This is a genomic window from Pseudoxanthomonas spadix, from assembly GCF_003703395.1.
GTDB classification, from domain to species: domain Bacteria; phylum Pseudomonadota; class Gammaproteobacteria; order Xanthomonadales; family Xanthomonadaceae; genus Pseudoxanthomonas_A; species Pseudoxanthomonas_A spadix.
In genome coordinates this window covers 58443-82384 of sequence record NZ_RDQN01000010.1, presented here as the reverse complement: position 1 = coordinate 82384, position 23942 = coordinate 58443, and the positions used below count along the sequence as shown (strand labels likewise).

Annotated in this window: 19 protein-coding genes, 1 rRNA gene and 1 riboswitch; of the genes, 13 read left to right on the top strand and 7 right to left on the bottom strand. The window is 68.5% G+C overall.

The genetic code is table 11. From position 1 onward, the window contains the following. The first annotated feature begins 150 nt into the window (after positions 1-150). From rrf to D9R12_RS13860, 6 genes are all read left to right on the top strand, one after another. A 5S ribosomal RNA gene (gene rrf, locus D9R12_RS13885) occupies positions 151-265 on the top strand. A gap of 414 nt (positions 266-679) precedes the next feature. Beyond that, entirely contained in the window at positions 680-1573 is an 894-nt protein-coding gene (locus tag D9R12_RS13880) for a fructose bisphosphate aldolase (RefSeq protein ID WP_014162133.1), read from the top strand. A gap of 178 nt (positions 1574-1751) precedes the next feature. Further along, positions 1752-2378, top strand: a complete 627-nt coding sequence (locus D9R12_RS13875; RefSeq protein ID WP_170159267.1) for a nicotinamidase — start codon at positions 1752-1754, stop codon at positions 2376-2378. A 138-nt stretch (positions 2379-2516) separates the two neighbouring features. Then, on the top strand, positions 2517-4739 hold the full coding sequence (locus D9R12_RS13870; protein ID WP_122231288.1) for a TonB-dependent receptor: 2223 nt from the start codon (positions 2517-2519) through the stop codon (positions 4737-4739). Positions 4740-4864: 125 nt separating this feature from the next. Beyond that, complete coding sequence (locus tag D9R12_RS13865; protein ID WP_014162130.1) at positions 4865-5872, top strand: TIGR00266 family protein; 1008 nt, start codon at positions 4865-4867, stop codon at positions 5870-5872. Positions 5873-6017: 145 nt separating this feature from the next. Further along, complete coding sequence (locus D9R12_RS13860) at positions 6018-7028, top strand: patatin-like phospholipase family protein (RefSeq protein ID WP_122231286.1); 1011 nt, start codon at positions 6018-6020, stop codon at positions 7026-7028. Between the two features lie 40 nt (positions 7029-7068). On the opposite strand, the gene D9R12_RS13855 is transcribed toward D9R12_RS13860, so the two are convergent. Genes D9R12_RS13855 through ompR form a run of 3 tightly spaced genes read right to left on the bottom strand, consistent with a single transcriptional unit; the run spans position 7069 to position 9954 of the window. Beyond that, the gene (locus tag D9R12_RS13855; protein WP_244671967.1) at positions 7069-7965 is read right to left on the bottom strand and encodes an alpha/beta hydrolase; all 897 of its coding nucleotides are present in this window, start codon (positions 7963-7965) and stop codon (positions 7069-7071) included. A gap of 19 nt (positions 7966-7984) precedes the next feature. Further along, positions 7985-9238 carry an ATP-binding protein gene (locus D9R12_RS13850; RefSeq protein WP_014162127.1) on the bottom strand — a complete coding sequence of 418 codons (1254 nt, stop codon included), beginning with the start codon at positions 9236-9238 and terminating at the stop codon, positions 7985-7987. Further along, positions 9235-9954, bottom strand: a complete 720-nt coding sequence (gene ompR, locus D9R12_RS13845; protein WP_122231282.1) for an osmolarity response regulator transcription factor OmpR — start codon at positions 9952-9954, stop codon at positions 9235-9237. Before ompR ends, D9R12_RS13850 begins: the two co-directional genes overlap by 4 nt. Positions 9955-10145: 191 nt before the next feature. Between ompR and D9R12_RS13840 the strand changes: the two genes are divergently transcribed. The 7 genes from D9R12_RS13840 (at position 10146) to D9R12_RS13810 (ending at position 17377) form a co-directional block, all read left to right on the top strand. After that, on the top strand, positions 10146-10769 hold the full coding sequence (locus D9R12_RS13840; protein WP_014162125.1) for a hypothetical protein: 624 nt from the start codon (positions 10146-10148) through the stop codon (positions 10767-10769). A gap of 91 nt (positions 10770-10860) precedes the next feature. Continuing rightward, the gene (locus D9R12_RS13835; protein ID WP_244671968.1) at positions 10861-11142 is read left to right on the top strand and encodes an EF-hand domain-containing protein; all 282 of its coding nucleotides are present in this window, start codon (positions 10861-10863) and stop codon (positions 11140-11142) included. A gap of 115 nt (positions 11143-11257) precedes the next feature. Further along, positions 11258-11710 (top strand): EF-hand domain-containing protein, encoded by a 453-nt coding sequence (locus tag D9R12_RS15835; protein WP_170159266.1) that lies wholly within the window; start codon positions 11258-11260, stop codon positions 11708-11710. Between the two features lie 112 nt (positions 11711-11822). Further along, positions 11823-12692, top strand: a complete 870-nt coding sequence (locus tag D9R12_RS13825) for a sterol desaturase family protein (protein WP_014162122.1) — start codon at positions 11823-11825, stop codon at positions 12690-12692. Between the two features lie 64 nt (positions 12693-12756). Then, positions 12757-12975: riboswitch (cobalamin riboswitch) on the top strand. 266 nt (positions 12976-13241) lie between these two features. Next, on the top strand, positions 13242-15584 hold the full coding sequence (locus D9R12_RS13820) for a ribonucleoside-diphosphate reductase subunit alpha (RefSeq protein WP_425479112.1): 2343 nt from the start codon (positions 13242-13244) through the stop codon (positions 15582-15584). Between the two features lie 178 nt (positions 15585-15762). After that, positions 15763-16782: a ribonucleotide-diphosphate reductase subunit beta gene (locus D9R12_RS13815; RefSeq protein WP_122231276.1), complete on the top strand. Its 1020-nt coding sequence runs from the start codon at positions 15763-15765 to the stop codon at positions 16780-16782. A gap of 190 nt (positions 16783-16972) precedes the next feature. Beyond that, positions 16973-17377: an acyl-CoA thioesterase gene (locus tag D9R12_RS13810; protein ID WP_122231274.1), complete on the top strand. Its 405-nt coding sequence runs from the start codon at positions 16973-16975 to the stop codon at positions 17375-17377. Positions 17378-17547: 170 nt separating this feature from the next. Here the strand turns inward: D9R12_RS13810 and D9R12_RS13805 are convergent, their stop codons facing one another. From D9R12_RS13805 to D9R12_RS13790, 4 genes are all read right to left on the bottom strand, one after another. Further along, entirely contained in the window at positions 17548-19071 is a 1524-nt protein-coding gene (locus D9R12_RS13805) for a cation:proton antiporter (RefSeq protein WP_014162118.1), read from the bottom strand. Between the two features lie 185 nt (positions 19072-19256). Continuing rightward, complete coding sequence (locus D9R12_RS13800) at positions 19257-20216, bottom strand: TerC family protein (protein WP_122231272.1); 960 nt, start codon at positions 20214-20216, stop codon at positions 19257-19259. A 288-nt stretch (positions 20217-20504) separates the two neighbouring features. Beyond that, positions 20505-20975: a hypothetical protein gene (locus tag D9R12_RS13795; RefSeq protein WP_122231270.1), complete on the bottom strand. Its 471-nt coding sequence runs from the start codon at positions 20973-20975 to the stop codon at positions 20505-20507. A gap of 206 nt (positions 20976-21181) precedes the next feature. Then, positions 21182-23881 (bottom strand): bifunctional acetate--CoA ligase family protein/GNAT family N-acetyltransferase, encoded by a 2700-nt coding sequence (locus D9R12_RS13790; protein ID WP_122231268.1) that lies wholly within the window; start codon positions 23879-23881, stop codon positions 21182-21184. Positions 23882-23942 lie beyond the last annotated feature (61 nt).

The window sequence follows — 23942 nt, the reverse complement described above, 5'->3', positions numbered from 1 at the left end:
TGTGGCTTGACCATATAACCTCAAGTGGCTTCGGGCCAAACCCGATGACCAGCTTAACCTCGACAGCACGTGTCGATGGCATCAAAACCAACTCACTACGTCACAAGTCCAAACGCGAGCCGGCGCCCTGTGCGCTGCTCCAACTGTCTCCCTGGTGAAATTAGCGCTGTGGTCCCACCCGTTCCCATCCCGAACACGGAAGTGAAACGCAGCTGCGCCGATGGTAGTGTGGCTTAAGCCATGCAAGAGTAGGTCATCGCCAGGGCCTTACCCCAGAACCCCGCCGCTCGAATGAACGGCGGGGTTCTTCTTTGCGGGGGAAGAAAACAGGACAGGTGTAGTCACCACCCCATCACCTTTCGGCGGTGGTCAGCAGGCCGCTGACACCGGTCAGTCCCGTAATGGCCGCTCGTGCCTGAGATCAGGCCCGGTCGCAGGCCTGCCAGCAGCGCTGCGCTGCATGGGGAGCTGCATGGGGAAGTGCTGGACCTGGAAGTGGCCGGCATCGCCAGATGATTCGATGGATGCGGGGCGGAGGCTTGCTGGGCGCCTCTTCCGTGGGCATGCCGCATTTACGCCAGTGAAGCGGATCCGAGCTGGTAACGGTTCCACGACTGCCAGCTTCAGGGCGGTTGCGTACACTCGGGGTTCCCCTTTTTCACCACAGGACCAACCGACCGTGTCAATCAATCAGGAGCAGCGCGAGAAGATCGCATCCGGCCAGGGCTTCATTGCAGCGCTCGATCAGAGCGGCGGCAGCACACCCAAGGCGCTCAAGCTGTATGGGGTGGACGAATCGGAGTATTCGAATGAGGCGCAGATGTTTGCCAAGGTCCATCAGATGCGCGAGCGCATCGTCACCAGCCCGGCCTTTACCGGCGCGCGCGTACTTGGCGCGATCCTGTTCGAGCGCACGCTGGACGATACCTTCGCTGGTCAGGAAGCGGCGCATTACCTGTGGAACACCAAGCAGGTCGTGCCGTTCCTGAAGATCGACAAGGGCCTGGAAGAAGAGGCCAACGGGGTGCAGCTGCTCAAGCCAATCCCGGGCCTGGCCGCGTTGCTGGCCAAGGCCAAGGCCAAGGGCGTGTTCGGGACCAAGGAGCGCTCGGTCATCAAGGCCAACAACGCCGCCGGCATCGCCGCGGTGCTGGACCAGCAGTTCGAGCTGGCCCAGCAGGTGCTGGACGCCGGCCTGGTGCCGATCATCGAGCCGGAGGTGGACATCAAGGCCGCCGACAAGGAGGCGATCGAAGCCGAACTGAAGAAGGGGCTGCTGGCGCGTCTGGACAAGCTCGACCCGGCCACGCCGGTGATCCTCAAGCTGACCCTGCCCAGCGTCGATGGGTTCTTCAAGGAGCTGGTCGACCATCCCAGCGTGCTCAAGGTGGTGGCGCTGTCCGGCGGCTACAGCCGCGACGAGGCAAACGCCAGGCTGGCCCGGAACCCCGGCATCATCGCCAGCTTCAGCCGCGCGCTCACCGAAGGGCTCAGCGCCCAGCAAAGCGATGCGCAGTTCAACGCGGCGCTGGATGCGGCGATCGAGTCGATCTACCGCGCTTCGATCGCCTGATGCTCAGCATGGGCATCGCAGCGCGCGATGCCCGGTGTTGCATGGGTGGCTGATGCGCGTGGTGCCGCTGCGCTGCATGCCGGCCATACCGCGCAGGCCTGTGACGATGTTGCGCGCGCAGCGGCCTGCTCCACGCAGTCCCGCCCGATAGGATCAGCGGTTTTCCGCGGAGATGCACATGTCCCGTTTTGCCGATGACACCGCGCTGATCGTGGTCGATTTGCAGCCGGATTTCATGCCTGGCGGGGCGCTGGCGTGTTTCGATGGCGATGCGATCGTGCCCGCCATCGCCCGGTTGCTGGAACGGCGTGACTACGGCACGGTGGTGGCCACCCAGGACTGGCATCCACGTGCGCATGCCTCTTTCGCCGCCCAGCATGCCGGGCGGGCGCCATTCGAGGTGATCGACCTGCACGGTGCGCCGCAGACGCTGTGGCCCGAGCACTGCGTGCAGGGCACGCCAGGCGCGGCGCTGGATGCGCGGGTGGACTGGACACCGGCCGACCTGATCCTGCGCAAGGGCACCGGCGTGCAGGTGGATTCCTACAGCGCCTTCCGCGAGAACCACGGTCCAAACGGTGCGCGGCCGCGCACCGGGTTGGCCGGCTGGCTGCGCGAGCGCGGCATCGCCGAGGTGCATGTGTGCGGCCTGGCGCGCGATGTGTGCGTGCTGTGGACCGCCCAGGACGCGCAGGCCGAAGGCTTCCGGGTGCGGTTCCTGTGGGACCTGACCAGGCCGGTGACGCCCGAGGGCGACGCACCCACGCGCCAGGCGTTGGCGCGGGCGGGGATCGGGCTGGGCTGACCACGGCGGCGGTGTCGAAGGGGTCAAGTCGACCGGGTAGGGCGTCTTGTATTTGACACATCCCGGGGCGGGGCGTGTATTTTGCGTTAAGAGTGCTGCAGCACAGCACCCCTCCACCCCACGCCCGGAGTCTTCCCCATGCCTGCCAGCAGGTTACGCACCACCACCCTCGCCATTGCCATCAATGCGGCCTTTGTCGCCGCCGCCCTGGCCCAGCAGGCGCCGTCGGTGGCCCAGCTCGACGCGGTCCAGGTCACCGCCGACCGCCGCAGTGAGGATGCCAAGGACGTGCCGGTCTCGGCCACGGTGCTGCGTCCGGAATACCTGGATGCGCTCTCCACCAGCGCCTCGGACGTGCGCGTGCTGGCCGGCAAGGCGCCCAGCCTGAACGTGGAATCCTCCAACGGACGGGTATTCCCGCGCTTCTATATCCGCGGCTATGGCAACACCGACTTCACCACCTACGCCTCCCAGCCGGTGTCATTGGTGTACGACGACATCGTCTACGAGAATGCCTTCATCAAGGGCTTCCCGATGTTCGACCTGGCCAGCGTGGAAGTGCTGCGCGGCCCGCAGGGCACCCAGTTCGGCCGCAACACGCCCGGTGGCGTGGTCAAGTTCAACTCGGCCAGGCCGGTGCTCGGCGCGAGCGAGGGCTATGCCAGCGTCTCCTACGGCACCCACGCCACCAGCTCGGTGGAAGGCGCGATCGACCTGCCGATCAGCAGCGACTGGGCCGCGCGCCTGTCGCTGCTGCAGCAGCACCGCGACGACTGGGTGACCAGCCAGGCCTCCGGCCAGGAGCTGGAGGGCTACGACGATGCGGCCCTGCGCCTGCAGCTGCTGTTCAAGCCGAGCGATGATTTCGAAGGGCTGTTCAACGCCCACGCACGCAAGCTCAACGGCACCGCACGCCTGTTCCGCGCCAATATCTTCCGGCCGGGCAGCAATCAGCTGGTCGACGGCTTCGACGAGGACAAGGCCTACATCGACGGCCACAATGCCCAGGAGCTGACCACCTATGGCGGCAGTGCCAACCTGACCTTCAGCTCCGGCGACATCACCTTTCATTCGATCACCGGCTACGAAGGCATCTCCGACTACTACAGCCGCGGTGACATCGACGGCGGCTACGGCGCCGGTGCGTTCGTCGACCCGACCCAACCCTATGGCCCGGGGTTCATCCCGTTCTCGGTGGAAACCGCCGGCGGGATCAAGAGCCTGGACCAGTTCACCCAGGAGCTGCGCGCGCAGTCCAACTACGACGGCCCGCTGAACTGGCAGGGCGGCCTGTACTACTTCTACGACGATGTGCAGGGCGAATCCTACGACTACGACACCATCGGCGGCGGCGCGCTGAGCGGCTACGACCTGACCCGGCAGAAGACCAACTCGTGGGCGGCCTTTGCCTCGCTGGACTACCAGGCCACCGAACAGCTGGACCTGCGTGCGGGCATCCGCTACACGCATGACCGCAAGACCTTCGACATCCTGCAGTGGGATCGCGATTCGGCCCCGCCGGTCGGTGGCAAGACCAGCGGCTCGAAGGTGACCGGCGATGTCAGTGCGACCTTCGCCCTGACCGATGCGGTCAACCTGTACGCCCGCGCCGCGCGCGGCTACCGCGGCGCCAGCTTCGGCCCGCCTTCACCCGGGGTGCCGGTGACCGTGGCCAGCCCGGAGACCGTGGATTCCTACGAACTGGGGATCAAGGCCGACCTGTGGGATCGCCGCGGCCGGCTGGCCTTCGACATCTACAGCATGGACATCAAGGACCAGCAACTGACCGCGGTCGGCGGCACCTCCAACGCGGTGCAGCTGATCAACGCCAAGAAAAGCCAGGCCTATGGCGCCGAACTGGACTTTGAACTGCTGGTCAGCGAGAACCTGCGCTTTGGCTTGAACGGCAGCTACAACGATACCGAGATCAAGGATGCGGGCCTGGCGACTTCGACCTGCTCGCCCTGGGTCTGCACCGTGACCGACCCGCTCGACGAACAGGGCCGGGCCTACATCGACGGCAACCGGCTGCCCCAGGCCGCCAAGTGGATCGGAAACCTCAATGCCCGCTATGGCATCCCGATGGGCGATGGCGCCGAACTGTTCTTCTACACCGACTGGTCCTATCGCAGCGAGGTCAACTTCTTCCTGTACCAGTCCAAGGAATTCGTTGGCCAGCCGCTGTTTGAAGGCGGCCTGAAGATCGGCTACAGCTGGGAAGCGGGCAAGTACGAGGCCTCGGTGTTCTGCCGCAACTGCACCGACCAGATCCGTGCCACCGGTGCGATCGACTTCGACAACCTGACCGGCTTCATCAACGACCCGCGCATCATCGGGGCCCAGTTCCGCGCGAGCTTCTGATCGGGTGTTGCCGCTGCAGGCGACTAACGGCAGCGGCAACATGACCAGCGTGACCTTGGGCACGGGCGCGATGTTCATGGCCGCACGCTAGACTCGGCGCATCTTCCACAACAGGTGATGTGGTCATGAGCCAGTGGTATTTCCTCACCGGCGCCGAGCAGATCCGCTCGGGCCCTTTCGATGACGCGGCCGCGCAGGATTTCGCCGCCCGCAACCCGGGCGCGCTGGCCTGGCGCGAGGGTCTGCCCGGCTGGCAGCCGGCGGCCTCGCTGGCCGAGCTGGGCGGTCGCCCTGGGCCGTCGCAGATGCCGCCGCCGCCGGGTGCGGGCCGGCGCGCCGATGACATCGAGTTTCGCATCGTCGGCCACGACATGCAGTTCGTCGAGGTGGAGCTGGATCCGGGCGAAAGCGCGGTGGCCGAAGCCGGATCGCTGATGTTCAAGGACGCCTCGGTGCAGATGGACACCGTGTTCGGCGATGGCCGCACCAGCGGCACCGGAGGTGGCTTCATGGACAAGCTGCTGGCCGCGGGCAAGCGCGTGGTCACCGGCGAAAGCCTGTTCACCACCGTCTACACGCACGTCGGCCAGGGCAAGGCCAAGGTCGCCTTCGCCGCGCCCTATCCGGGCACGGTGATCGCGCTGAAGTTGTCCGAGCACGGCGGGCGCCTGCTCTGCCAGAAGGACAGCTTCCTGGCCGGCGCGCGCGGGGTGCAGCTGGGCATCGCCTTCCAGCGCAAGATCATGACCGGCCTGTTCGGCGGCGAAGGTTTCATCATGCAGAAGCTCGAAGGCGACGGCTGGGTGTTCGTGCATGCCGGCGGCACCGTGGTCGAGCGCGAGCTGGCCGCCGGTGAGCGCATCGACGTCGATACTGGCTGCGTGGTGGCCTATCACGGCGGCGTGGACATGGACATCCGCCGGGTGGCCGGCATCAAGAGCATGTTCTTCGGTGGCGAAGGGGTGTTCCTGGCCACCCTGACCGGCCCGGGCAAGGTCTGGCTGCAGTCGCTGCCGTTCTCGCGCATGGCCGGGCGCATGCTGCAGGCCGCGCCGCAGAACGGTGGTGCGCGCGGGGAAGGCTCGGTGCTGGGCGGGCTGGGCCGGATCCTGGATGGGGACAACAGTTTTTGAAGCAACTCCGGGTCGTCAGTGGCGATGGGCGGCCATCGTGCCGCGATGGCCGGCCTCGCCGTCCGAACCACGGCGCCGGGTTGGGCGCCGTTTTCCCGATTCACTGGCTAAGCTGCGTCTTTTGGTCCTGCCTCGTCCCAGCCCCATGCCCGCTCCACGTTTGACCTGCCTGCTGCTGAGCGCTTGCGCGACCTTGCTGGCCGCCTGTGGCGGCAAGCCAGTCAAGACGCCGCCGCCGACCACGGTGGTGCCGCCACCGGCGGTGACGACCAGGCCGGTGGTGGTCGGCGTCGCCCTGGGTGGCGGGGCGGCCAAGGGCTTTGCCCATATCGGCGTGATCAAGATGCTGGAGGCCAATGGGATCAAGCCCGATGTGGTCGCCGGCACCAGTGCCGGCAGCGTGGTCGGCGCGCTCTATGCCAGCGGCATGGACGTGTTCCAGATGCAGCACAAGGCCGTGGCGCTGGATGAATCCTCGATCCGCGACGTGCGCCTGTTTTCCGGCGGCCTGGTCCAGGGCCGGGCGCTGCAGGACTACGTCAATGCGCAGGTGGGCAACGTGCCGATCCAGAAACTGAAGAAACCCTTCGTCGCCGTCGCCACGCGTCTGGAAGACGGGCAGCGCACCCTGTTCAACAAGGGCGACACCGGCCAGGCCGTGCGCGCCTCGGCCAGTGTGCCGGGCGTGTTCGAACCGGTGGCCATCGGCAAGTGGCATTACGTCGACGGCGGCGTGGTCAGCCCGGTGCCGGTGGATGCGGCCCGGCAGCTGGGCGCGGATCTGGTCATCGCCGTGGACATCTCCAGCAAGGCCAGCGGCACCACGCCCAGCGGCATGCTGGGGATCGTCAACCAGTCGATCACGATCATGGGCCAGCGCGCCGGCCAGCAGGAACTGGCGCGCGCCGAGGTGGTGGTGCGGCCCAAGGTCAACGACATCGGGCCGGTTGATTTCACCCAGCGCCATGCCGCGATCCTGGAAGGCGAGAAGGCCGCGCTGGCGGCAATGCCGCAGATCAAGGCGCGCCTGGCCCAGCTGCAGCACGAACGCGCCGCGGCGGCGGCCGCGGCAGCCAGGCCGAAGGCCGCGCCGTGCGTGGAGCCCACCCGGCTGCAGCGCCTGACTTTTCGCGGCCAGCCCTGCCCCGGCCCGTGAGCCCGGCGGCGGAGATCGCCGCACGCATGCTCCTGCGCGTTCAGCGCACCGCCTCGGCAATGAAACGATCCACTGCGCTGGTGTAGTCCGAAGGTGCGCCCAGTTCGCGGTTGATCTGCATGTGCGAGAGATCTTCGGGCAGGACCTGCGCCGGCACGCGCAAGTCCTGCGCGCGCCTGGCCAGGCCACGTGCCTGCGTGCAGCTGTCCTGCCGTTGCGACGAGCACACCAGCAGCATCGGCAGCGACGCCGGCGAGAGCGCGTGCCAGGGCGACACTGCGACCCATGTCGTGGGGTCCTCGCCGAACGCGCGGTCGTACAGCGGCAGGTGCCGGGCCTGCATGACCTGCTCGACGTTCATCGCCGCGCTGTCCAGGGCCACCACCGCGCGCGGGCGCCGGGCACCGGCCTCGGTCAATGCGCTTGGTCGCGCGCCCAGCAACGCCACCAGGTGCGCGCCGGCCGAATGGCCCATCAGCACGGTGCGCGCCGGATCACCGCCCCATTCGTTGCCGTGGCGCTGCAGGTGCGCGATCGCGGCGGCCACATCGCGCGCCTGCAGCGCCGGATCGGCGTCGGGCAGCATGCGGTAGTTGATCGAGACCAGCACGTAGCCGCGCGGCAACCAGTACGCGGCCTTGGGCGTGGCCAGGCCGGGATTGTCCTTGTCCCCGTAGCGCCAGCCACCGCCGTGGACGATCGCGATGATCGGCAGGCCGCGTGCGTTGGCCGGTGCATACACGTCGTAGCGCTGCGCCGGGTCGGTGCCGTAAGCGACATCGCGCAGCACCCGCGCGCCGGCGGGCAGCGCCTGGATCTGCGCGGCATCGGCCTGGCGCGGGCCGAGCAGGGGGCGCAGGCGTTCGCCGCGCGATTGCGCGCACGCCAGCAGCGGAAGGCACAGCAGCAGGGCACTGCAGGCAAGACGGACACCCATGGCGAAAGCCTCGTTCAGTTCACGCGCCACGCAGGCGCAGGACCGCACGCAGGCCGTGCGGCGTGTTGTGCAGCAGTTGCAGTGCACCCCCATGCTGGCGCGCGACCCGCGCGACGATGGCCAGGCCCAGGCCGCTGCCGCCGGCAGCCGGGTCATGCACGAACGCACGCAGCGCGCGCTGCGCCTGTTCTTCGGTCATGCCCGCGCCCTGGTCGCAGACCGTGATCTGCCAGGCATCGCCGGTGGCCTCCAGGCGCAGCGAAAACGGCGCCGCACCGTGCCGCTGCGCGTTCACCACCAGGTTCTCCACTGCACGCCGCAGTGCGATCGGCCGGCCGCGCAGCGGCGCGGTGTCCGGGCACTGCACGTCCCAGTGGCCGGGTGCGGCATCGAGCACGGCCCGGCAGACTTCGGCCAGGTCTAGCGGCTCGACCGCCTCGTCACGGCCATCGCGCGCATAGGCGATGAACTGGGACAGGATCGCGTCGATCTCGGCGATGTCGCGGCTGATGCCGGCGCGCAGTTCCGGATCGGTGTCGGGCAGCAGTTCGGCGGCGAACTGCACGCGCGTGAGCGGCGTGCGCAGGTCGTGCGAGATGCCGGCCAGCATCAGCGCGCGCTCGTCGGCGGCGCTGCGCACCTCGGCGCTGGCCTGTTCCAGCGCATGGGCCAGTTCGCGCACTTCGCGCGGGCCGCCGATGTCGCCCAGCGGCGGCGCATCGCCCTGGACCAGGCCGGGCGCGGCGTGGGCCAGCGTGCGCAATGGCGTGACCAGCCGGCGCGCCAGAGACGCCGCCCCCAGCCAGGTCAGGCCCACGCAGCCCAGCAGCAGGGCCACCGAGAACCGGCGCCCGCCGCGCAGCGGCTTGGCGGCGAAGGCCACCCACACCTGCGGCTGGGTGCGCAGCTGCATCCACAGCCGGTCGCCGCCGGCGTCACGCGCCAGCAGGAGCGCGCGCTGCGGCCCGAGCTGCTGGGCGCGGTCGCGCAACGCCCGCAGGAATGGCGCCAACCGCGGCGTCCGGGCGATCGGCGGGGTCTGGCGCACGTCCAGCCCAGCCTGGTGCAGGTAACGCAGGGTCTGGGCGTGCGAGCCGGTGCGATCCAGTGCCTCGGCGATGCTGGCAAAGCCCAGCATCGCCCGGGCCAGCTGTTCGGCGGCCGGCCGGGTGGCCAGTTCGCGGCCCAGCACCACCGCCAGCGCACCGGCGCCGGCCAGCACCAGTGCGATCACCAGCACCAGCTGGGAGAACATGCTGCGCGTGCGGCTCATGCGCGGCCCTCCGGCGGCACGAACACATAGCCCACCCCCCACACGGTCTGCACGATCGCCGGGTTGCGCGGATCGTCCTCCAGCAGCTTGCGCAGGCGCGCGATGGTCACATCCATGCTGCGCTCGAACGCCTCGTGCCCGCGCCCGCGCGCCAGGCTCATCAAGCGGTCGCGCGAGAGCGGCTGGCGCGGATGGCGCACCAGCACCGCCAGCACCGCGAATTCGCCCGAGGTCAGCTTCACCGGCACGCCCGCGCGGGTCAGCTGGCGGGTACCCAGGTCCAGCGTCCAGGGACCGAAGTTGACCGTGCCGCCGTCGGCCTGCGGCGCGCCTGGCATGGCCTGGGTGCGGCGCAGGACCGAGCGGATCCGGGCCAGCAGCTCGCGCGGATTGACCGGCTTGGGCAGGTAGTCGTCGGCGCCGATTTCCAGGCCGACGATGCGGTCGATCTCGTCACCCTTGGCGGTGAGCATCACCACCGGCGTGCTGTCGCCCTGGCCGCGCAGGCGCCGGCACAGTTCCAGCCCGCTCTCGCCCGGCAGCATCAGGTCCAGCACGATCAGGTCGAAGTGGCCCCGATCCAGCGCCTGGCGCATCTGTGCACCGTCGCCCACGCCCTTGACCGTGAAGCCCTGGCCTTCCAGGTAGCGCAGCAGCAGTTCGCGCAGGCGCAGGTCGTCGTCGACCAGCAGAAGGCTGGCGGTGGTCTGGTTCATGCGGGGCAATATCGCGTCCCGCGCAGGCCGCGTAAATGCCCGGCCGGTGGACTTTGTAAGCAGATGTTTCGCAGGGCGGCTACAGCAACATCCGCTGGCAGAGCCGAAACACCTGTGCCGCTGCGGCGGCCTAACGTGGCTGCACCGCGACGCTGCCTGCGCCGCGCCCCTTCCAAACTCAGGAGTTCGCCATGCACCTTCAGAAGTTCAACGTCCTGGTGGCCGCGCTGGTCATGACCACGGGCTTGGCCGCGAGCATTGATGATGCCGATGCGCGCCAGCGTACTCGCGCCCGTTCGGTCAGCAATATCGATGGTGCGCGTCAGGCCCATACCAGTGCCTCCGGCAGCGGGGTCCACGGCAGCTATGCCCGTGCCCGCACCCTCAGCACCGATGGCCAGGGCAACGGCAGCATCACCCGCTCCGGCAGCGCCACTGGCGCCAATGGCGGCGATGCCAGCTATCAGGCGCAAGCCTACCGCAATGCCGATGGCAGCGCCGGACGCAGCACCAGCGCCTACGTCGACTCTGCCAACGGTGGCAGTGCCAGCCGCAGCGCCACCTCCAGCCGCGACGGCACGGGCAATGCCAGCCGTTCGGCAAGCGCCTCGGCCCAGGGGGCCAACGGCGGCAGCGTCAGCACCGAAGGCGGGTTTACCAAGAATGCCGACGGCACTTACTCGGGCGGGCGCGACACCACGGCGACCGGACCGCAGGGCAACACCTATAGCGGCTCAACCGACTACAGCAACGGCCAGGTGAGCCATACCAGCACCTGCACCAATGCCGCCGGCGAAGTGATCGCCTGCCGCTGATGTTCCGTCCTGGTGCCGTCGCGGGGCGTCACCCCCCGGTCCGCCGTCGCGACGGCACCGCCGCTCCATCCCGCCCTCCCGGATGAATTCCATGAAACCTTTGCCGTTGGGTCTTCGCATTCTCGTCTTCATGCTCACGGCCACCGGCGCCGTTGCCGCTGCCGCCCAGGCGCAGATGCCCAGTGGGCAACAGCTGGCCGAACGCCTGGCGCAGGCCGACGCCAATGGCGATGGTTTCCTGGACCGTGCCGAGGTGGCGGACATGCCGCGCCTCGAGCGCGGTTTCGACAAGCTCGACACCGACCGTGACGGCCGCCTGTCCAGGGCCGAGCTGCAGGTGGTCGGGCAGAAACTCAGGCAGCGCCAATCCTAGCCTCAGGATTGCATCGTCATCCGTCCGCTCGGCCGCCGCACCGCCGGCTGGGTTGTGGCAGCGGTGGTCGACGATCACACCTTTTCTCCCACCCGGATCCGAACCAGGTATCGACATGAAACTTCCACATGAAATCCGCCTGCTGCCGCTGCTGCTGGTGTTCCTTGCCCCGGCCGCCTTCGCCCAGATGACCCTGCCCGAACCGACCCAAGCCCAGAAGCAGGCGCTGCAGCAGCGCTGGGCCAAGGCCGATACCAACCAGGACGGTTACATCGATCGTGCCGAGGCCGATGCGTTGAATCCCATTTCCAAGAATTTCGACGTACTGGATGCAGACCGTGACGGCAGGCTGTCCCAGGCCGAAATGAAGAATTCCGTGCTGGACCGTTTGCGCGCGGCAGACACCAACCAGAATGGCGACATCGACCGCGCCGAGGCCGATGCCAGCCTGCCGCGCGTGGCCAGGGCCTTCGATCGCCTGGACCTCAACGCCGACGGCAAGCTGTCGGTGGAGGAAGTGCAGCAGGTTGCTTCGCGCTTTGCCGGCCGGCGCCAGGGTCAGCGCTGAGCGGCCACGGGTGGGTTCATGCGTGTTCCCGCCCGTTCCGCCTCGCGCCGACGGCTCCCCGCCGGTCCCCGCTGCCAACGGCAGCCATTGAAGGCGCCGTGGAATCCGCCCCATGCATGATCTGCTCCCTTACCGCTGGCTACTGATCATTCCGCTGCTCCTGCCGTTGCTGGCGGCGGCCGAAGGGTGGCTGCGCCTGCGTCGCGGGCAGGCCTACGACTGGAAGGCCTACTGGGCCTCGCTGGCCGATGCGCTGGTGCGCGGGGTGGTCAACCGCGTGCTGCAGGGCGGCCTGGTCGGCCTGGCCCTGTATGCCGTGGCGCAGTGGCGCATCACCACCCTGCACATGGACACGTGGTGGCAGTGGCTCGGGCTGCTGCTCGGCGTGGAGTTCTGCTACTACTGGATGCACCGGGCCGACCATCGCATCCGCTGGTTCTGGCTGAACCACGCGGTGCACCATTCCCCCAACCAGTACACGCTGGCCTCGGCCTACCGGCTGGGCTGGACCGGACAGATCACCGCTGCGGCGGTGTGCTTTGCGCCGCTGGTGTGGCTGGGCTTTCCGGTGCCGGTGGTGATCGGCGCGCTGGCGCTCAACCTGATCTACCAGTTCTGGCTGCATACCGAGCTGATCGGCACGCTGCCGCGCTGGTTCGAATGGGCCTTCAACACCCCGGCCCACCATCGCGTGCACCACGCCAGCAATCCGCAGTACCTGGACTGCAACTACGGCGGGGTGCTGATCGTGTTCGACCGGCTGTTCGGCACATTTGGCCAGGTCCAGCCCGGGGTGCCGATCCGCTACGGCCTGGTCGAACCGATCCGCAGCTACAACCCGGTACGCATTGCGCTGCACGGCTGGATCGGGTTGTTCGCCGACCTGCGCCGGACCCGGTCGCTGAAGGAGGTGTGGCAGACCTTGTCCGGCCCACCTGGCGGCAAGCCGAGCCACGGCCAGGCGCCACGTTCCAGGCGGTAAAACCCGCCGCCGCTGGGGGTAAGAGCCGCACACCACATTTAGCGTTGACGGAGCCCTTCGGCCACACTATCTTGTGGCTGTCGGTTCTGCGGACTTGCTCGTCGCGGATCAAAAGGGAAGTCGGTGCGGCCGTCGAGGCCAATTCCGACGCTGCCCCGCAGCGGTAACTGGGAACGAATCCGCCACATCAGCACTGGGCCAGCGCCCGGGAAGCGGCGGAGGAGGAGAAGGTCTGGCCTTCATGCCCATGAGTCCGAAGACCTGCCGACAGCCGCGCGCACGCACATCGCGCGGTCCTGGCCGCGGCGTCTTCCGAGGGGAAGATGGCGGATGAAGCGAAGGCCGCCGCCGGCCCGTCCGGGCGTCGCGGTCCTTGCGACGCCGCCGTCCCACACTCCAACGCCAACGCCGTCCTTCGCCTTGCTCGGGACAGGCGCGGGGCGTGCATCATGCATGGAGAACCGACTCGTGACCCAGACCGATTCCGCCGTGGCGCCGCGCCCGGCCGACGCACAATTCCTGCTGACCCCACCGCCCACCGCCACCGTGATGCGCGTGAAAAAGCGCAACGGCGGCAGCGAGGCGGTGGACCTGAACAAGATCGTGCGTGCCGTCCAGCGCTGCGCCGATGGCCTGCACGCGGTCGATCCGATGCGCGTGGCCACCCGCACCATCTCCGGCCTGTATGACGGGGCCAGCACCCAGGAACTGGACGAACTGTCGATCCGCACCGCCGCCTTGCTGATCGGCGAGGAGCCCGAATACGGCCGCCTGGCCGCGCGCCTGCTGGCCAACTGCATCGCCAAGGAAGTGGCCGGCCAGCAGATCCACGCCTTCTCGCAGTCGATCAGCCGCGGCCACGAAGTCGGCCTGATCAACGCGCGCCTGCTGGAGTTCGTGCAGGCCAACGCGCGCAAGCTCAACGATGCGATCGACCTCAACCTGGACCGGGAGTTCGAGTACTTCGGCCTGCGCACGCTGTACGACCGCTACCTGCTGCGCCATCCGCACACCCGCAAGGTGATCGAGACCCCGCAGCAGTTCTTCCTGCGCATCGCCAGCGCATTGAGCGAAGAGGTGCCCGAAGCGCTGGCGCTGTACCAGCGCATGGCCCGGCTGGATTACCTGCCGTCCTCGCCGACCCTGTTCAACGCCGGCACCACGCACGAGCAGCTCTCCAGCTGTTTTTTGCTGGATTCGCCGCAGGACTCGCTGGAGTCCATCTACGCCAGGTACGGCGATATCGCCCAGCTGTCCAAGTTCTCCGGCGGCATCGGCGTCAGCTACAGCCGCGTGCGCGCGCGCGGCTCGCTGATCAGCTCGACCAACGGCCATTCCAACGGCATCGTGCCGTGGCTGAAGACCCTGGATTCGTCGGTGGCCGCGGTCAACCAGGGTGGCAAGCGCAAGGGCGCGGCCTGCGTGTACCTGGAAACCTGGCACGCCGACCTGGAAGACTTCCTGGAACTGCGCGACAACGCCGGCGACGACGCCCGCCGCACCCACAACCTCAACCTGGCCAACTGGGTGCCGGACCTGTTCATGCAGCGCGTGGAAGCCGACGCGCCGTGGGCGCTGTTCGATCCCAAGACCACCCCGGAACTGCCCGACCTGTACGGCGAGGCCTTCGAGCGCGCCTACCTGCAGGCCGAAGCCCAGGGCAAGGCCACCAGGACCATCGCCGCGCGCAAGCTCTACGCCCGGATGATGCGCACCCTGGCCGAGACCGGCAACGGCTGGATGACCTTCAAGGACAAGTGCAACCTGGCCAGCAACCAGACGTTGCGCCCGGGCAACGTGATCCACCTGTCCAACCTGTGCACCGAGATCCTGGAGGTCACCTCCAGCGACGAGACCGCGGTGTGCAACCTGGGCTCGATCAACCTGGGCCGTCATTTCGACGACCACGGCGATTTCGATTTCGACAAGCTGGCCCAGACCGTGCGCCTGGCCGTGCACCAGCTGGACCGGGTGATCGACCTGAACTTCTACCCGATTCAAACCGCGCGTCGCGGCAACCTGCGCTGGCGTCCGGTCGGCCTGGGCTGCATGGGCCTGCAGGATGTGTTCTTCAAGAAGCGCCTGGCCTTCGACAGCGCGCAGGCCCGCGCGCTGTCGAACAAGATCGCCGAGACCATCTACTTCCACGCGCTGGAAACCTCGTGCGAACTGGCCCAGCAACGCGGCAGGCATCCGTCCTTCGCCGACACCCGCGCGGCCAGTGGCGCGTTGCAGTTCGATGCCTGGAACGTGACCCCGGAAGACACCGCGCGCTGGGACGCCCTGCGTGCGCGCATCCGCCAGCATGGCCTGCGCAACTCGCTGCTGATCGCCATCGCCCCGACCGCGACCATCGCCTCGATCGCCGGCTGCTACGAGTGCGTGGAGCCGCAGCTGTCCAACCTGTTCAAGCGCGAGACCCTGTCGGGCGACTTCCTGCAGGTCAACCGCTACCTGGTGGACGAGCTGAAGAAGCTCGGCCTGTGGACTGCGCAGATGCGCGATGCGATCAAGCTGGCCGAAGGCTCGATCCAGGGCATCGCCCAGATTCCCCAGACGCTGCGCCAGATCTACCGCACCGCCTGGGAAATCCCGATGCGCTCGCTGATCGACATGGCCGCCGGCCGTGGCGCCTTCATCGACCAGTCCGCCTCGCTCAACCTGTTCATGGAAAGCCCGAACATCGGCGCGCTGTCCTCCATGTACATGTACGCGTGGAAGCAGGGCCTCAAGACCACCTACTACCTGCGCTCGCGCCCGGCCACCCGCATCGCCAAGGCCACCCTCAGCCACGACGCCAGCCAAGCGCCCGCACCGAAGCCGGCGTTCACCCCGGACGAGGCGGTGAGCTGCTCGCTGGAAAATCCGGAAGGCTGCGAGGCCTGCCAGTAATGCTTCAAGCCCCTCTCCCGTCGGGAGAGGGGTTGGGGTGAGGGTGCGGCGGAGTCAATGAAGGCTCCGGCATCATCGCCTTGGCCCTTACCTCAGCCGCAGGGATGCGGCTTCGATATCCGCCCTTCGGGCACCTTCTCCCGACGGGAGAAGGAAAGAAATCACAAGCGAGAAACCCATGTCCGCCCACCCCCGTCAGATGCTGCTCGATCCCGGTTTTGAACTGACCCTGCGCCCGATGCGCTATCCGCAGTTCTATGACATGTACCGCGATGCCATCAGGAACAGCTGGACGGTGGAGGAGATCAACTTCCAGATCGACATCGCCGACCTGCACGACAAGATGACCCCGGCCGATCGCCACCTGATCCACCGGCTGGTCGCCTTCTTCGCCACCGGCGATTCGATCGTGTCCAACAACCTGGTGCTGAACCTCTACCAGCACCTCAACGCGCCCGAAGCGCGCATGTACCTGTCGCGCCAGCTCTACGAGGAAGCGCTGCACGTGCAGTTCTACCTGACCCTGCTGGACAACTACCTGCCCGATCCGGGCGAGCGGAGCAAGGCCTTCGCCGCGGTGGACAACATCGCCTCGATCAGGAACAAGGCCGGGTTCTGCTTCAAGTGGATGGACAGCCTGCAGGACCTGGGCCGCCTGGAGACGCGCGCGCACCGACGCCAGTTCCTGCTCAACCAGATCTGCTTTGCCACGTGCATCGAAGGGCTGTTCTTCTTCGCAGCCTTTGCCTATGTGTACTACTTCCGTTCGCGCGGGCTGCTGCCGGGCCTGGCCTCGGGCACCAACTGGGTGTTCCGCGACGAGAGCTGCCACATGGCCTTTGCGTTCGAGTCGGTGCGCGTGGTCCGCGAGGAGGAGCCGGACCTGTTCGACGAGCAGATGCAGCAACAGGTCCAGGCGATGCTCGAAGAGGCGATCGAATGCGAGCTGCAGTTCGCCGAGGACGTGCTGTCCGGCGGCGTGGCCGGCATCTCCAGCCGCGACATGCGCCAGTACCTGCAGCACTGCGCCGACAACCACTTCGCCCGGCTGGGCATGGAGCGCAAGTACAACGTGCGCAACCCGCTGCCCTTCATGGAGCTGCAGGACGTCCAGGAGCTGACCAACTTCTTCGAGCGCCGGGTCTCGTCCTACCAGGTGGGCGTGCAGGGTGAAGTGGGCTTCGACCACGCGTTCTGAGCGGTGTCCTGCGCGCTGGATCGGCGCTGCCGAAGCCGACGGGGCGGAAATGGAAGCGCCGCCCAGCGCGGCCAATGTCCCGAAGGCTTGGCAACCGTGCACGCATTCCTGCGATGCGCGGCCATGCCCTACACCGGCGACAATGGACCTCTGCGCGCGCTGCGCAGGGTCCAACTCAGGAGTTGCCGCGATGTCCGAAGTCCCTGCCGGTGAAGTGCGTCCGCTCCAGGCCCGCCTGCTGCACATGGTCTTTCCCGACCACACCAACCATCTGGGCACGCTGTTCGGGGGGCAGGCGCTGGCGTGGATGGACATGGCCGCCTTCATCGTTGCCTCGCGCTATGCGCGCACCACCGTGGTCACCGCGCGCTCGGAGCAGGTCGATTTCCGCCAACCGATCCGCAAGGGCGACCTGGTCGAGGTGGTCGCCAGCATCGTCAAGGTCGGCCGCAGCTCGATGAATGTCGATGTGGAAGTGATCACCGAGGACCTGCTGTCCGGCGAGCGCAAGCTATGCACGCGCGGGCGCTTCGTGATGATCGCCCTGGATCCCCTGGGTCGTCCGACCGCCGTGCCGGCGTTGCCGAAACCCTGAGCACGGTGCCTGGGCTGCCGAGCGGGGTCAGGCCCCATCGGCGCGTGGCCGCACCAAATCCCTGCCGCGCCGCGTCTTGCCCGGCCCGGTCTACGCGCGGTTCTGACCGAAGCGCAGTGGAGCAGGCGTGCATTCGCCCGCCGATGACACACACGCCTGTATCGCGGGGTTCATACCTCCTCGATCCTGCGCGCCTCCGGCTCGGACAGGCTCAGTTCGCGCAGATCCAGCTCCTCCTGCAGGATCCGGAAGGCGTCCTCGGGCAGCTCGCCGCGGGCGTGCAGTGCGTTGAGCTGGCGGCGTTCGGCCTGGACCAGGCGGCGCTTGGCTTCGACTTCGCCCGGGGCCGGTTTTGCGTGATACCAGTCGCGCACCCGGCGCAGGGCCTCGGGATTGGTGTCGCTGGCGGCCAGCCGCTCCAGCTCCTCGCGCCCGGCCGCCTCGAGGCGCTCGCGGGTCTGGTCGATGGCGCGCGTGGTGGTGGTGTCGGCGGGAATCTTCAGCCAGCGGATCAGCGCGTCCAGGGTGGCACCCTGCAGCACCACGGTGCCCAGCACCACGGCCAGCGCGCACAGCACGATCAGGTCGCGCCCCGGGAAATCACCCGGCAGCGACAGTGCCGTGGCCAGGGTCAGCACCCCGCGCATGCCCGACCAGGACACCACCAGCCGCACCCGGGTCTGGCCGTGCACCTGCGGCTCGTGGCCGGGCAGCAGCGCGCGCAGCAGCAGCGGATAGAGCATCACCCACAGCACCCGCACCAGCACCACCGCGCCCAGCACTGCCGCGGCAAAGCCCAGCGCGTGCCAGCGTTCGGCGCCCTGCAGGCCGGTCACGACCTCGCGCGCCTGCAGGCCGATCAGCAGGAAGGCGATCACGTTGAGCACGAACACCGCCGCATCCCAGATCGAGAACGAATGCACCCGGCCGCGTACGTGCTGGCGATGTGGCGCCGAGCGCGCCAGCAGCATCGCGTAGGTCACCACGGCCAGCACCGGCGACACATGCAGGCGCTCGCCCGCCGTCCACACCAGGAACGTGCCGGCGAATTCGAAGATCGTCGCGCTCTGGCTGCCCGACCACATTGCCCCGATCCTGGAATAGCCCCAGCCCACCGCCGCGCCCAGCAGCACCCCGCCGGGCACCTCCAGCAGCAGCCCGGCCACTGACTGCCAGGGATGGTCGGTGCCCTGGACCATGGCCACCGCGCCGCCAAACAGCACCAGGGCGATGGCATCGTTGAACAGGCTTTCGCCCTGCAGGGTCACCAGCGTGCGCCGCGGCAGGCCCAGCCGGCCCAGCACCGCGTGGGCGGCGGCCGCGTCCGGCGGCGCCACCACCGCACCCAGCGCGATCGCCGCGGCCAGCGGCAGGCCGGCCATCGACACGCCCAGCCAGGCCACCGCCGCAGTGGTCAGCAGCACCGCGAACACCGCCAGCGCCAGCAATGGCGGCCAGTTGTGCCGGAGCTCGTGGGGCGAAGTCTCGAACGCGGCCGACAGCAGCGCCGGGGCGATGAACAGGGTCATGGCCAGCTTCGGGTCGATCCCGACCTGCGGCACCCACGGCATCGCTGCCGCCGCCGTGCCGGCCACCGCCACCAGGCTGGGGTAGGGTAGACCGGTGCGGCGCGCCAGCTGCGAGAGCAGCGCGGCCACCAGCAGCAGCACGACCAGGGTCTGGAACAGGGCCATGCGTGGCTTTTTCCGATGAAAACCGGGCCGGCAAACGTAGCCGGCCTGTGTTCATTGGCGCGTGAGGCCAGGCCATTCCGGCAGGGCGAAAATCCTGATGCGCCTGCGGCAGCGCCGACAGCGTTGCCGGCTGTGCCGGCCGCACTGCAGCGCCCGCATCACCCCCGCCTGCAAGGCGCCTGTGCCTAGCCGTGCGCGTCAGGCCTTGGCGGTCGGGCCAGGCTCAGCCACACGGTGACGGCCAGGATGGCGAACACCACGCCCAGCGAGGCCAGCACCGGGATCTGGATGAAGTCGGCCACCAGCATCTTGGCGCCGATGTACACCAGAATGACCGCCAGACCGTAGGGCAGCAGGTGGAAGCGGTCGGCCACGCCGGCCAGCAGGAAGAACATCGCGCGCAGGCCCAGCACCGCAAAGACGTTGGAGGTCAGCACGATGAACGGGTCGGTGGTGATGGCGAAAATCGCCGGGATCGAGTCGACCGCGAAGATCACGTCGGTGACCGAGATCAGGATCAGCACCACGAACAGCGGCGTGTACCAGCGCTTGCCCTCGCGCACCACCGACAGCTGGTGGCCGACATAGCCCTCGGTCAGGCGCAGGTGCCTGCGGATGTACTTCAGTACCGGATTGGCTTCCAGATCCGGCTCGGCCCCGGCGGAGTGCCACATCCTGATGCCGGTGATCAGCAGGAACGCGCCGAACACGTACAGCAGCCAGTGGAACCTGGTCAGCAGCGCAGCGCCGGCAAAGATCATGACCGCGCGCAGCACGATTGCGCCCAGCACGCCGATCACCAGGACGCGCTGGCGCTGCTCCTCGGGCAGGGCAAAGGAATTCATCACCAGCAGGAACACGAAGATGTTGTCCACCGCCAGCGACTTCTCGACCAGGTAGCCAGTCAGGAACTCCAGGCCGATGCGGCCGGCGTTGGCCGCATCGAGGGTCTGGTGCAGGTACCACCACAGCCCGGCGTTGAACGCCAGGGCCAGGGTGACCCAGGCGATCGACCACCACAGCGCTTCCTTGAAGCTCACCTTGTGCGCGCCGCCGTGGCGCATCAGCACCAGGTCGGCCAGCAACGCGGCGATCACCACGACCACGAATCCACCCCATAGCCAGGGGTTGGCCACTGTCTGCATCTGGTTTTCTCCACGCGTAAGAGGGACGGGAGCGACGGGGTCCAGTCTGCGCGTTTGGAGTCTTGGGAGCTCCGGGGCACATGCCTTCGCCGTTGCGGCGAAGGTCTCGCTCACAGCCGGCCAATGATCTGGGCCGGTTGCCGCTGGACCGGGGCACCAGGCCCGTCATGACGATCACAGCGCGTGGGAGCTACTCCCCTTCTGGCGGGGATTGTCGCGGCCGCAGCCGTGATCGGTCAATCGGAAAGCCGGGCCCAGGCTTGGGAGAGCCCTGGAATGACGGCATTGTCACTCCGGGGCGTCCTGCAACCAGCGCATGGACGCGCCGCCTGCCGAACGCGGGCCGGGCCGGTCGCCGCCGCCGTAGTCGCCGTCACCGTAAGGGCCATGGAAGGGTCCATCGCCCTTGCTGACGTGGATATCCATGCGCATCACGCTGGTGCGGCCCTGTTCGCTGGTGAAGGCCTTGCCGATACTGAGGTCGGCCGCGTGGTAGGTGCTGCTGCCGTAACCGGTGGAGTAGCCCATGCCGGTGGTAAAGGCGCCATGGAGGTGGGCCTTGCCGTCGTCCAGTTCCGAACGCGCAGGCACGATGTCCCTCGGCACAGGCCCGCTGTGATCGCCGTAATAGGCACCGGGCGGATCGGCTGCGGAAAAGGCCGGGTCGTCCTTGAGCTTGAGGTCCAGCGGACCGGCCTGGGCCAGCGCGCCCAGCGGCGCGGCCAGCAGCAGCAGGGACAGGATGGGGGCGGCGTTCATGGCGCGAGGACCTTGGGGAGAAGGCGCAGCCGCGGCGCGCAAGCGGCGCCACCAGGCACCGGCGCCCGGACAGCACATCCATCCACGCTACCAGCGGCGCGTTAACCCACGCTGGCCGGAGGCGGCCTGCTCCGGCAGACCGGGGTTGCATTCGGCAGCCGAGCAGGCCTGGGTCTCGATCTGGCTGACCAGCACGTCCAGCAGCATCAGGCACTGGCGCGCGCGGCGTCGCCGACCGGCAGGGTCACGTTGACGATGGACGGATCGTCCGGGTCGGGCTTGAAGCTGAAGCCCAGCTCCCGGCACATGGCCAGCATGGTGCGGTTCTCGCGCAGCACCTGGCCCTCGACCAGGCGCAGGCCCTGCCGGCGCGCGTACTCGATCATGATCTGCATCAGCTGCCAGCCCAGGCCGGCGCCCTTGAGGTCCGAGCGGACCAGGATGGCGTATTCGCCGCGCTCGTAGTTGGCGTCGGCCAACAGGCGCACCGCGCCGAGCATCTCCCCGCGCCCATCCAGCGCCACCAGCGCGATCGAGCGGGCGTAGTCCAGCTGGGTCAGGCGGGCGAGGAACTCGTGGCTGAAGTGCTTCATCGACTGGAAGAAGCGCAGCCGCAGGTCCTCGTCACTGACCCTGGCGAAGAACGCACGGAACAGTGCTTCGTCTTCCGGCCGCACCGGCCGCACGAACACGGCGCTGCCATCGGTCAGGGTCAGCTGGCGCTCCCATTCCTTGGGATAGGGCAGGATCGACAGCCGTGGATGGCCACGGCCCTTGTGCAGCTGGCGCGAATGGGCCACCGCGATGCGCGCGTCCACCGCGGCCACGCCGCCGGCATCGGCCAGCAACGGGTTGATGTCCAGCTCGCGGATCTCGGGGATGTCCGCCGCCAGCTGTGCCAGCTTGACCAGCACCAGGGCCACGGCGCGTTCGTCGGCGGCCGGTACGTCGCGATAGGCCTTGAGGATGCGCGAGACGCGGGTGCGGCCGATCAGCTCGTGGGCCAGGCGCAGATCCAGCGGCGGCAGCGCCAGGGCGACATCGTCGATCACTTCCACCGCACTGCCGCCACGGCCGAACACGATCACCGGACCGAACACCGGATCATCGGCAATCCCGGCGATCAGCTCGCGCGACTTGGGCCGCAGCACGGTGGGCTGGACGACCACCCCGTCGATGCGCGCATCCGGGCGCAGCCGGCGTGCGCGCTCGATCAGCGCGGTGGTGGCCGCATGCACGGCCTCGGCCGAGACCAGGTTCAGGCGCACCCCGTCGACGTCGGATTTGTGGGCGATGTCCGGCGACAACACCTTGACCGCCACGGGCAGGCCTTCGTCCAGCAGTGGCTGGGCCAGCCTGACCGCCGCGTCGGCATCGGCCGCGGCCCAGATGCGCGCGGTATGGATGCCGTAGGCGCGCAGCACGTTGCTGGCGGCGATCGGATCCAGCCACTGCCGGCCTTCGGCCAGGGCGGCCTCGACGATGGCGCGCGCGGCCGCGCTGTCGACCACGAAGTCCTGGGGCAGGCTGGGCGGGGTTTCCATCAGCGCCGCCTGCGCCTCGCGGTAGCGCACCAGGTGCATGAAACCGGCGACCGCGTCGGCCTCGGTTGCATAGCTGGGGATGCGCGCGGCGTTGAGCGTGGACAGCGCCGCTTCGCCACCGCCCAGCCACACCGCAAACACCGGCTTGGCCCGGCTGTAGCGCGGCCGCTGGCCGGCGCTGCGCACCAGCGCGCGCGCGGCATCGGCCGAGGAGGTGAAGGCCGTCGGCACGTTGACCACCAGCACCGCGTCGTTCTCGGCATCGGCCAGCAGCGCCTCGATGGCCGCCGCATAGCGCTCGCCATCGGCGTCGACCACGATATCCACCGGGTTGCTGCGCGACCAGTCCGGCAGCGCGCGATCCAGCCTGTCCACGGTGGCGCTGGAGAGCGTGGCCAGGGTGCCGCCGAGCGCGCCCAGCTGATCGCGGGCCAGCGCGCCGACGCCGCCGCCATTGGACAGGATCGCCAGGCGCCGCCCGGGGAAGGTCCCGAGCCGGCCCAGGGTCTGCGCGGCGGCGAACAGCTCGTCCAGCGCGCCCACCCGCAGCAGCCCGGCGCGCCGGAATGCCGCGTCGTAGACCGCATCGGAGCGGGCCAGGGTCTGGGTGTGGGTGGCACCGCCGCTGTTGGGTGCGCGCCCGGACTTGACCACCACCACCGGCTTGCCACGCGCCGCCGCGCGCGCGGCCGACATGAACTTGCGCGCGTCGCGGATCGATTCGACATAGAGCAGGATCGCGCGGGTGTGCCGGTCGAGGGCGAAGTGGTCCAGCAGGTCGCTGAAGTCCACGTCGATCGCATCGCCCAGCGACACCACCGCGGAGAAGCCGACCTCGTGCTGCACGCCCCATTCCACCAGGGCCGCGGCGATGGCCGAGGATTCGGAGATCAGCGCCAGGTCGCCCGGCAGCGGCGTGTGCGCAGCGATGCTGGCATTGAGCCTGGCATGCGGGGCGATCACCCCCAGGCAGTGCGGGCCGAGCAGGCGCAGGCCGTGCGCGCGTGCGGCCTGTTCGGTGGCCTCGGCCAGCGAGCCGGGGCCCTGGCCCAGGCCGGCGGTCAGGATGATGGCCGCGGCGACCCCGCGCTGCGCCGCGGTGGCCACCACCTTGGGCACCATCGGCGCCGGGGCGGTGACGATCACCAGGTCGGGCACATAGGCCAGGTCGGTCAGTTCGTGCACGGTGGCCATGCCGTCGATCTGGTCATAGCGCGTGTTGACCCAGGCGATCTGGCCGGGGAAGCCGGAGGCCTTCAGGTTGCGCACCACCGCGCGTCCGGCCGAGCGCTCGCGCGGGCTGCCGCCGATGATGGCGATCGACTGCGGGGCGAACACGGACTTGAGGCGGTAGGTACTCATGCACGTTGGGCCGGCGTGGCGACAGCCCATACGGTACACGGCCGCACGCACGCACCGCATG

What these genes read in the sequence shown, in the direction of transcription:
- D9R12_RS13875 (WP_170159267.1), top strand. Translation starts at nt 1,752, where the DNA reads ATGTCCCGTTTTGCCGATGACACCGCGCTGATCGTGGTCGATTTGCAG.
- D9R12_RS13815 (WP_122231276.1), top strand. Translation starts at nt 15,763, where the DNA reads ATGTCCGCCCACCCCCGTCAGATGCTGCTCGATCCCGGTTTTGAACTG.
- D9R12_RS13870 (WP_122231288.1), top strand. Translation starts at nt 2,517, where the DNA reads ATGCCTGCCAGCAGGTTACGCACCACCACCCTCGCCATTGCCATCAAT.
- D9R12_RS13820 (WP_425479112.1), top strand. Translation starts at nt 13,242, where the DNA reads ATGCGCGTGAAAAAGCGCAACGGCGGCAGCGAGGCGGTGGACCTGAAC.
- D9R12_RS13825 (WP_014162122.1), top strand. Translation starts at nt 11,823, where the DNA reads ATGCATGATCTGCTCCCTTACCGCTGGCTACTGATCATTCCGCTGCTC.
- D9R12_RS13805 (WP_014162118.1), bottom strand. Translation starts at nt 19,071, where the DNA reads ATGGCCCTGTTCCAGACCCTGGTCGTGCTGCTGCTGGTGGCCGCGCTG.
- D9R12_RS13840 (WP_014162125.1), top strand. Translation starts at nt 10,146, where the DNA reads ATGCACCTTCAGAAGTTCAACGTCCTGGTGGCCGCGCTGGTCATGACC.
- D9R12_RS13810 (WP_122231274.1), top strand. Translation starts at nt 16,973, where the DNA reads ATGTCCGAAGTCCCTGCCGGTGAAGTGCGTCCGCTCCAGGCCCGCCTG.
- D9R12_RS13865 (WP_014162130.1), top strand. Translation starts at nt 4,865, where the DNA reads ATGAGCCAGTGGTATTTCCTCACCGGCGCCGAGCAGATCCGCTCGGGC.
- D9R12_RS13835 (WP_244671968.1), top strand. Translation starts at nt 10,861, where the DNA reads ATGAAACCTTTGCCGTTGGGTCTTCGCATTCTCGTCTTCATGCTCACG.
- ompR (WP_122231282.1), bottom strand. Translation starts at nt 9,954, where the DNA reads ATGAACCAGACCACCGCCAGCCTTCTGCTGGTCGACGACGACCTGCGC.
- D9R12_RS13850 (WP_014162127.1), bottom strand. Translation starts at nt 9,238, where the DNA reads ATGAGCCGCACGCGCAGCATGTTCTCCCAGCTGGTGCTGGTGATCGCA.
- D9R12_RS13855 (WP_244671967.1), bottom strand. Translation starts at nt 7,965, where the DNA reads ATGGGTGTCCGTCTTGCCTGCAGTGCCCTGCTGCTGTGCCTTCCGCTG.
- D9R12_RS13795 (WP_122231270.1), bottom strand. Translation starts at nt 20,975, where the DNA reads ATGAACGCCGCCCCCATCCTGTCCCTGCTGCTGCTGGCCGCGCCGCTG.
- D9R12_RS13790 (WP_122231268.1), bottom strand. Translation starts at nt 23,881, where the DNA reads ATGAGTACCTACCGCCTCAAGTCCGTGTTCGCCCCGCAGTCGATCGCC.
- D9R12_RS13800 (WP_122231272.1), bottom strand. Translation starts at nt 20,216, where the DNA reads ATGCAGACAGTGGCCAACCCCTGGCTATGGGGTGGATTCGTGGTCGTG.
- D9R12_RS15835 (WP_170159266.1), top strand. Translation starts at nt 11,258, where the DNA reads ATGAAACTTCCACATGAAATCCGCCTGCTGCCGCTGCTGCTGGTGTTC.
- D9R12_RS13860 (WP_122231286.1), top strand. Translation starts at nt 6,018, where the DNA reads ATGCCCGCTCCACGTTTGACCTGCCTGCTGCTGAGCGCTTGCGCGACC.